Source organism: Nocardioides sp. 616, assembly GCF_002930065.1.
Taxonomy (GTDB): domain Bacteria; phylum Actinomycetota; class Actinomycetes; order Propionibacteriales; family Nocardioidaceae; genus Nocardioides; species Nocardioides houyundeii.
Genome location: NZ_POAG01000010.1, coordinates 93004 through 101349 on the forward strand (window position 1 = coordinate 93004; position 8346 = coordinate 101349).

Genomic DNA, 8346 nt, shown 5'->3' on the forward strand with positions numbered 1-8346 from the left:
AACTTCGACGAGTTCCTCAAGGCCTTCGGCCTGACGATCGGGCTGTTCCTCGCCGCCGGCATCGGGTCGCTCGTCCTGGGCACCCTGCTGGCCGTGTTCCGGGTGGGCCCGGTCGCGATCCTCAACAAGGCCGCGGCCCTGTACGTGACCATCTTCCGCAACACGCCGCTGCTGATGATCTTCATCTTCATGGCGATCGCGATGCCCAAGCTGGGCTACAACTTCAAGTTCGTCGAGAACGTCTCCATCGGAGACTGGGAGGTCTCCGCGTTCTTCTTCCGCGCGGTCCTCGCGCTCACCCTCTACACCTCCGCCTTCGTCTGCGAGGCGCTTCGCTCCGGGGTCAACGCCGTGCCGCTGGGACAGGCGGAGGCCTCGCGCGCGATCGGGCTGACCTTCGCCCAGTCGATGCGACTGGTGGTGCTGCCCCAGGCCCTGCGGGCGGTGATCCCGCCGCTGACCAGCGTGCAGATCGCCCTGGTCAAGAACACCTCCGTGGCCGCGGCCTTCGGCATCGCCGAGGCGGTGGCGACCATGCGCGCGCTGACCAACAACAACGCCGATCAGCGCACCGGCATCTTCATCGCCTTCGCCATCGGCTACATCATCATCGTCGAGGTGGTCTCCTTCGCCTCGTACGCCGTCGAGCGCAAGGTCAAGGTGGCCCGATGAGCGCGTCCATCCTCTTCGATGCCCCAGGCCCCAAGACGGTCGCGCGGCACCGCGTCTACAACGTCGTCAGCGCGGTGGCGCTGGTGGCGCTGGTCGCCTTCGCGATCTGGCGGCTCTACGACCGCGGCCAGCTGGAGTACAGGTTCTGGGAGCCGTTCCTCACCCCCGACTACATCAGGTTCATCCTCGTCGACGGCCTGCTCAAGACGGTGCAGATGGCGTTCTTCTCCATCATCTTCGCCACCGTGTTCGGCCTGGTCTTCGGAGTCGGCAAGCTCTCCGACCACGCCTTCGTGCGGTGGCCGGCCTGGCTGGTGGTGGAGTTCTTCCGCGCCGTTCCGGTGCTGCTGCTGCTCGTCTTCGTCTTCTTCTGGCTCTCCATCGGGGACGGGCCGGTGACCCCCTTCTGGGTCGTGGTCATCTCGCTGACGCTCTACAACGGGTCGGTGCTCGCCGAGGTCTTCCGGGCCGGGATCAACGCGGTCCCCGTGGGCCAGTCGGAGGCGGCGTACGCCATCGGCATGCGCAAGACCCAGGTGATGGTGACCGTGCTGCTCCCCCAGGCGGTCAAGATCATGCTGCCCGCGATCATCAGCCAGATGGTGGTGGCGCTCAAGGACACCAGCCTCGGCTACTACATCACCGCGCCCGGCCTCACGGCGGTCGCCAAGCCCATCTACCTGGAGTTCAAGAACCAGGTGCCCAGCGCCATCGTCATCACGGCGCTCTACATCCTGGTCAACCTGCTCGTCACCCTGATCGCGACCAAGGTGCAGAAGCGGCTGGTGGGCGAGAAGGAGATGCTGCAGGTCTCGCGGGTCGGGGCCGGGCCTGATGAGCCCAAGACGATCTGATCCTCAGCCAGCCAGCGCCTCGAGGTCGAAGACGTCGAGGGTGAGCCGCAGGGCCTCCACCGAGGCCCGGATCGACTCCGGCCGGCTGGCCCCGGGGATCGGGACCACGCACTCGGCCTGGGCGAGCTCCCAGGCCAGTGCCACCTGCTGCGGGGTCGCGTCGTGCTTGCGCGCCACCTCGGCGAAGGCGGCGTGCTGCCGGCCGAGGTCGCCGGCACGGCTCATGCCGCCCAGCGGGCTCCAGGGCAGGAAGGCCAGGCCCAGCTCGGCGCACAGCTCCAGCTCGGGCAGCGAGGACCGGAAGCTCGGGGAGAACTGGTTCTGCACCGAGACCAGCGCGTCGCCCAGGATGCCGTTGGCCAGCCGGATCTGGGCCGGGTCGGCGTTGGACAGGCCGACCCGGGCCACCTTGCCCGCGTCCACCAGGTCCCGGAAGGCACCGATCGTCTCGGCGTAGTCCACGGCCGGGTCCGGGCGGTGGTGCTGGTAGAGCGCGATCTGGTCCACTCCGAGGCGCTCCAGCGAGCCCTCGACCGCCTCGCGGATCCACTCCGGGCGACCGTCGACGGGCCAGTCGCTGCCCTCGCGCCGGAGTCCGCCCTTCGTGGCCACCAGCACGCCGCTGGCGTCCCCGTCCCAGGAGGCCAGCGCGTCCGCGACCAGCCGCTCGTTGTGGCCCAGCCCCGTGCCGTCGGGGGCGTAGCAGTCGGCGGTGTCGATCAGCGTCACCCCCGCGTCCAGCGCCGCGTGGATAGTGGCCCTGGCGCGGCCCGCCGCCTCCTCCCCGCCGGTCGACATGGGCATCGCTCCCAGGCCGATCGCGCTGACGGTCCGGTTGCCGAGGCTTCGCTGCGCAAGAGTCATGCCACGAGCCTAGGGGGCCGTCCGCGTAGGCTCCCGCCATGACCTCGAAGAAACCGCGTGGCCGGATGACCGGTGCCGAGCGCCGGGAGCAGCTCATCGTCGTGGCCCGGGGGCTCTTCGCCGAGCGCGGGTTCGACGGGACCGCGATCGAGGAGGTCGCCACCCAGGCCGGGGTCTCCAAGCCGGTGGTCTACGAGCACTTCGGCGGCAAGGAGGGTCTGTACGCCGTGGTGGTCGACCGCGAGGTCACCCACCTGCTCTCCATGATGCGGGACGCCCTCTCGGCCGGCGGCAGCTCGCGACAGCTCCTCGAGGACGCCGTCTGCGCGCTCCTCGACTACATCGAGGCCAGCCCCGACGGGTTCCGGATCCTGGTGCGAGACTCCCCGATCGGCGCCTCCAACGCGACGTACCAGACGTTGATCGGCGACATCGCCACCCGCGTCGAGGGCCTCCTGGGCGAGCGGTTCCGGGAGCAGAAGCTCGATCCCCGCACCGCTCCCATGTATGCCCAGATGCTGGTCGGCATGATCGGTGCCGTGGGTCAGTGGTGGCTGGGCGAGCGCAAGCCCGCCAAGGAGGTCGTCGCCGCCCACCTGGTCAACCTCGCCTGGAACGGCCTCTCCGGCATGACGGCGAAGCCGATCCTGAGCCGCACGGCCGAGGACGACGTCCCGGCCTAGCGGGACGCGAGCAGCTCGACCCGGTTGCCGTGGCCGTCGAAGGTGTGCAGCCGGACGTGACCGGGGAAGGTGTCTCGCTCGGTGCGGTCCACCTCGAACCCTAGCCGGGCCAGGCGGTCCCCGGCCTCGTCGAGCGCCTCGACGGAGTCCAGCAGCAGGGCGGGATGGGCCTTGCGAGCGGGCTGGAAGGGCGTCTCCACGCCGACGTGCACCTCCGCCGCGGCTCCTCCGGAGCCGTCGAGGGCTCGGAACCACGCGCCGCCCCGGGAGCGCAGCGGCTCCGGCTTCTCGACCTCGGTCAACCCCAGCCCCTCTCCCCAGAACCGCCGGGCGTCCGCCTCGCCGCCGGCCGGACAGGCGACCTGGACGTGATGCAGCCTCATGCCGGCACCTGCGCGACCACGAAGACGCGCCGGAACGGCATGACCACGCCCTGGCCGCTCTCCGGGTAGGCCTCGCGCAGCCGGGCCTTGAGCTCGGCGACGAACGCCGGGCGGAGGTCGTCGGGCAGCGCCTCCAGGGTGGGTCGGGTGCCGGTGGCCGAGACCCACTCGAAGACCGGGTCGGGACCGGTCAGCACGTGCAGGTACGTCGTCTCCCAGGCGTCCACGGTGCACCCGAGGGCGGAGAGCTCACGCAGGTAGGTGGCGGGGTCGTGCGCGTGGGGCACGGCCACCCCCGCGGTGTGCTCGACGTACGGCAGCTGGGCGGCGAGGTCGCGGCGCAGCGTGTGGCTGGGCTCGGAGAAGTTGCCCGGGACCTGCCACGCCAGCCAGCCGCCGGGCGACACGGCCCCGACCAGGGCGGGGACCAGAGCCAGGTGGTCCGGGACCCACTGCAGCGTCGCGTTCGAGACGAGCACGTCGACGGGCGGGTGCGGCTCGTCCAGCCAGTCACGCAGGTCGGCGACCTGCCAGTCGATCGGCTCCGGGCCCGCCGCGCTGCGTGCCCGCCGGATCATCTCCCCGCTGGAGTCCACGCCGCGGATCGCCGCGTCCGGCCACCGGTGGGCCAGCAGCCGGGTCAGGTTGCCGGGTCCGCAGCCCAGGTCGACCACGCTGGCCGGTGACCGGGCCGCCACCCGGGCGAGCAGGTCCACGAAGGGCCGGCCGCGCTCGTCGGCGTACTCGAGGTAGAGGTCGGGGTCCCAGGAGAAGGTCATCTGCCTACCCTGGACCCGCGAATGTCTTGATGTCAAGATTCTCGATGTGCCGCTAGGGTGTCTCCATGCGAGACGAGGTCGACGAGCTGGTGGAGGCATGGGCGCGCGAGCGTCCCGACCTCGACCTGACTCCGGTCGAGGTCTTCAGCCGGATCAGCCGGCTCGCCCGGCACCTCGACCTGGCCCGCAAGCACGCCTTCACCGCGCACGAGATCGAGGTCTGGGAGTTCGACGTGCTGGCCGCTCTGCGCCGGGCCGGCGACCCCTACGAGCTGTCCCCGGGACGGCTGCTGCGCGAGACCCTGGTGACCAGCGGCACCATGACCAACCGGGTGGACCGACTGGCCGCCCGGGGGTTCGTGGAGCGGCTGCCCGACCCGCGGGACCGACGCGGGGTGCTGGTGCGCCTCTCCCCCGCCGGCAAGGTCACCGTCGACGGGGCGTTCGAGGCGCTGCTGGCCGCGGAGGCCGAGCTGGTGGGCGACCTCACCGACGACGGCCGCGACCAGCTCGCCGGCCTGCTGCGCAGCCTGCTCAAGCCCTTCAGCTGAGGAGCTACTGGCCGAGCAGCTCAGCCGCCTCCAGCCACTCCAGCTCGAGGCCCTCCCGCTCGGCGGCGAGCTCGGAGAGCCGGGCCCCCAGCCGACCCATCCGCTCGTAGTCCCCGTGCGCCTGCGCCATCTCGGCGTTGGCGGCGGCCTCCTGCTCCGCGACCCGGGCCAGCTGCTTGTCCACCCGGGCCAGCGTCTTGCGCGCCGCACGCTCCTCGGCGCTGCCCGACTTGGCCCGGCCACCCTCGACCGCGGGCGCGGAGGCCGGCTTGGCGGCCGCGGCCGACGAGGCCGACTCGGCCGCCAGCATCGCCTCCCGACGCTCGAGGTACTCGTCCACCCCTCGCGGCAGCATCGAGATCTGGCCGTCCCCCAGCAGCGCCCACACCGAGTCGGTGACCCGCTCCAGGAAGTACCGGTCGTGCGAGACCACGACCAGCGTCCCGGGCCAGCCGTCGAGGAAGTCCTCGAGCACGTTGAGGGTGTCGATGTCCAGGTCGTTGGTCGGCTCGTCCAGCAGCAGCACGTTGGGCTCGGTGAGCAGCAGCAGCAGGAGCTGGAGCCGGCGGCGCTCGCCACCGGAGAGCTCGCCGATGCGGGTCGTCAGCCGGTCGCCGGTGAAGCCGAAGCGCTCGAGCATCGCGCTCGCGGTCACCTCCTGGCCGTCCGCGGTCTTCGTCACCCGCCGCACCGACTCCACCATCGGCAGCACCCGGGCGTCGGGATCGAGGTCGTCGAGCTGCTGGCTGAGGTGCTGCAGCGCGATGGTGCGCCCTTGCTTGACCTTGCCGGTGCGCGGACTCAGCTCGCCGGCGAGCATCGCCAGGACCGAGGTCTTGCCCGCGCCGTTGACGCCGACCAGCCCCACCCGGTCACCGGGACCCAGCCGCCAGGTGGCGTGGGAGAGCAGCTGGCGCTCGCCGCGGTACAGGTCGACGTCCTCCACGTCGAGCACGTCCTTGCCGAGGCGCTGCGCCGCGAAGCGCTGCAGCTCGAGCCGGTCCCGGGGCTCCGGCTCGTCCTCGATGAGGGTGTTGGCCGCGTCGATGCGGAACTTCGGCTTGGACGTGCGGGCCGGTGCGCCGCGACGCAGCCAGGCCAGCTCCTTGCGCACCAGGTTCTGGCGGCGGCTCTCGGTCGCCGAGGCCTGACGCTGCCGCTCGGCCTTGGCCAGCACGAAGGCGGCGTACCCGCCCTCGTAGGAGTCGACCACCCCGTCGTGCACCTCCCAGGTGGTCTGGCAGACCTCGTCGAGGAACCAGCGGTCGTGGGTGACCACCACCAGGGCCGAGGACAGGGTGACCAGGTGGCGCGCCAGCCAGGCCACCGCCTCCACGTCAAGGTGGTTGGTCGGCTCGTCCAGCACCACCAGGTCGTGCTGCTCGAGCAGCAGCGCGGCCAGCGCGCAGCGGCGCCGCTCGCCACCGGAGAGTCCGAGCACCGGGCGGTCCAGGTCGATCCCGACCAGGAGCTCGCGGACGACGCCGCGGGCGGTCGGGTCGCCGGCCCACTCGTGGTCGGCCTTGCCGCGGAGCACGGCCTCGCGCACGGAGTGCGAGTCCACCAGCTCGTCGCCCTGGTGCAGGTAGCCGACGTCCAGCCCGCTGGTGCGCGAGACGCGACCGGTGTCGGGCTCCTCCAGACCGGTCATCACCTCCAGCAGGGTGGTCTTGCCGTCACCGTTGCGGCCCACGATGCCGATCCGTTCGCCGACGCTGATGCCGAGCGAGACGTCGTCGAGCAGCGGCCTGATGCCGTAGGACTTCGAGACGCGTTCGAGGTTGAGGAGGTTGGCCATCACATGACTTCCACGAGGTGGGCACCGGCAACCGGGCCATGGGCAAGAAGGGTCACAGGGTGCTGGGGCTGGAGGGCCGCGGCGACCGCCTGGGCGGACTCCGGCGACTCGCACAGGAAGACCACGGTGGGGCCGGACCCGGAGACCAGGCCGCGCAGCGCACCCTCGGCCTCGCCGCGGGCCAGCAGACCGCCGAGGTCGGGGCGCAGGTCGATCGCGGCCTCCTCCAGGTCGTTGTGCATGGCCACGGCCAGTCGCCCGCTGTCGCCGAGGAAGAGCGCCTCCAGCACCCGGCTCGCCGGGCGGGGCTCGGCGGGGGCGTCGGGGAACAGCTTGTCGTAGTGACGGTAGACCGCTGGAGTGGACAGGCCCAGCTCGTCGGGCACCACCACCCAGGCGTAGCTGCCGTGGTCGGGCAGCGGGGTCACCACCTCACCGCGGCCCCTTCCGCGGGCGGTGCCGCCCAGCAGCGCGAACGGCACGTCGCTGCCCAGCTCGGCGGCCAGCGCCAGCAGCTCTCCGTCGGGTGTCTCCAGGTCCCAGAGCCGGTCCAGGGCGACCATCGCGGCCGCGGCGTCCGCGGAGCCGCCGGCCATGCCGCCGGCGACCGGGATGGCCTTGCTGATCTGCACCTTGGCCCCGGGGCTCCCGGAGCGGCCCAGCAGGCGGCCGACCGCGTCCACGATGTTGGCTCCCACCGCCGGCAGCGCCGTGTCGTCGAGGTAGGAGGCGAGCTCGGTGCTGACGCTCCACTCCTCCGCCGGCTCCACCTGGACGTCGTCGTAGAGGCTCACCGCCTGGTAGACGGTGTCGAGGGGGTGGAAGCCGTCATCGCGGACCGCACCCACACCGAGGTGCAGGTTGATCTTCGCGGCCGCTCGCACCGTCAGGGGCGCACTCACGGGGCGTCCGTCCCCACGTGCAGCTCCTCGGCGATCCGGACGAACTCCTCGATCCCGATCACCTCCCCGCGCGCCTGCGGATCCACCCCGGCGGCCACCAGCGCGGCCTCCGCGGCCTCCGCCGAGCCGGCCATCGACTTGAGGGTGGAGCGCAGGGTCTTGCGTCGCTGTGCGAACGCGGCGTCCACGACGGCGAAGACCTGCTCGCGGGTGGCGGTGGTCACCGGCGGCTCGCGGCGGGTCCACGCGACCAGCCCGGAGTCCACGTTGGGGGCGGGCCAGAACACGTTGCGGCCCACGGAGCCGGCCCGGCGCAGGTCGGCGAACCAGGCCGCCTTCACCGACGGCACGCCGTACACCTTGGAGCCGGGACCGGCGGCGAGCCGGTCGGCCACCTCGGCCTGGACCATCACCATCCCGCGCTCCAGGCTGGGCAGCAGCGCCAGCATGTGCAGCAGCACCGGCACCGAGACGTTGTAGGGCAGGTTGGCCACCAGCGCGGTGGGGGGCGGCCCGGGGAGCTCGGTGATCCGGAGCGCGTCGGCCAGCACCACCTCGAACCGGTCGGCGTGGTCCCCGGCGTACTCGGAGATCGTCTCGGGCAGCAGCCCGGCCAGCAGCGGATCGACCTCGACCGCCACCACCCGGCTGGCCACCTCGAGCAGCGCCAGGGTCAACGAGCCCAGACCGGGCCCCACCTCGACCACCACGTCGTCGGGGGTGATGCGGGCGTCGCGCACGATCCGGCGCACCGTGTTGGGGTCGATGACGAAGTTCTGGCCCCGCTGCTTGGTCGGTCGCAGGTCGAGCCTGGCCGCCAGCGCACGCACCTCCGCCGCGCCGAGCAATCTCGGCGCGGC

At 72.0% G+C, this 8346-nt stretch carries 10 protein-coding genes; 4 read left to right on the forward strand and 6 right to left on the reverse strand.

The annotated features are described in order from the left end of the window. Both C5H89_RS02370 and C5H89_RS02375 read left to right on the forward strand, forming a co-directional pair. Positions 1–672 (forward strand): amino acid ABC transporter permease (locus C5H89_RS02370; protein ID WP_240181651.1); only part of this gene is annotated, 672 nt, incomplete at its 5' end. Further along, complete coding sequence (locus C5H89_RS02375) at positions 669–1526, forward strand: amino acid ABC transporter permease (RefSeq protein ID WP_104105496.1); 858 nt, start codon at positions 669–671, stop codon at positions 1524–1526. The genes C5H89_RS02370 and C5H89_RS02375, both read left to right, overlap by 4 nt. Before the next feature lie 3 nt (positions 1527–1529). Here the strand turns inward: C5H89_RS02375 and C5H89_RS02380 are convergent, their stop codons facing one another. Further along, positions 1530–2390: an aldo/keto reductase gene (locus C5H89_RS02380; protein ID WP_104105497.1), complete on the reverse strand. Its 861-nt coding sequence runs from the start codon at positions 2388–2390 to the stop codon at positions 1530–1532. 38 nt (positions 2391–2428) lie between these two features. Here C5H89_RS02380 and C5H89_RS02385 point away from each other — a divergent pair, with 38 nt between their 5' ends. After that, positions 2429–3073: a TetR/AcrR family transcriptional regulator gene (locus C5H89_RS02385; protein WP_104105498.1), complete on the forward strand. Its 645-nt coding sequence runs from the start codon at positions 2429–2431 to the stop codon at positions 3071–3073. Here C5H89_RS02385 and C5H89_RS02390 read toward each other — a convergent pair. Beyond that, positions 3070–3456: a VOC family protein gene (locus tag C5H89_RS02390; RefSeq protein WP_104105499.1), complete on the reverse strand. Its 387-nt coding sequence runs from the start codon at positions 3454–3456 to the stop codon at positions 3070–3072. The genes C5H89_RS02385 and C5H89_RS02390 overlap by 4 nt on opposite strands. Next, positions 3453–4235, reverse strand: a complete 783-nt coding sequence (locus tag C5H89_RS02395) for a methyltransferase domain-containing protein (protein ID WP_104105500.1) — start codon at positions 4233–4235, stop codon at positions 3453–3455. The genes C5H89_RS02390 and C5H89_RS02395 overlap by 4 nt, the downstream gene beginning before the upstream one ends. 65 nt (positions 4236–4300) lie before the next feature. On the opposite strand from C5H89_RS02395, the gene C5H89_RS02400 reads away from it, so the two are divergent. Continuing rightward, a complete protein-coding gene (locus tag C5H89_RS02400; protein WP_101526274.1) occupies positions 4301–4786 on the forward strand; it encodes a MarR family transcriptional regulator in 486 nt (161 codons plus the stop codon). Between the two features lie 4 nt (positions 4787–4790). On the opposite strand, the gene C5H89_RS02405 is transcribed toward C5H89_RS02400, so the two are convergent. The 3 genes from C5H89_RS02405 to rsmA form a co-directional block, all read right to left on the reverse strand. After that, positions 4791–6584, reverse strand: a complete 1794-nt coding sequence (locus tag C5H89_RS02405; RefSeq protein WP_104105501.1) for an ABC-F family ATP-binding cassette domain-containing protein — start codon at positions 6582–6584, stop codon at positions 4791–4793. Next, entirely contained in the window at positions 6584–7486 is a 903-nt protein-coding gene (locus C5H89_RS02410) for a 4-(cytidine 5'-diphospho)-2-C-methyl-D-erythritol kinase (protein WP_104105502.1), read from the reverse strand. The genes C5H89_RS02405 and C5H89_RS02410 overlap by 1 nt, the downstream gene beginning before the upstream one ends. After that, the coding region (gene rsmA / locus C5H89_RS02415) for a 16S rRNA (adenine(1518)-N(6)/adenine(1519)-N(6))-dimethyltransferase RsmA (protein ID WP_104105503.1) at positions 7483–8346 on the reverse strand (864 nt) is incomplete at its 5' end. The genes C5H89_RS02410 and rsmA, both read right to left, overlap by 4 nt.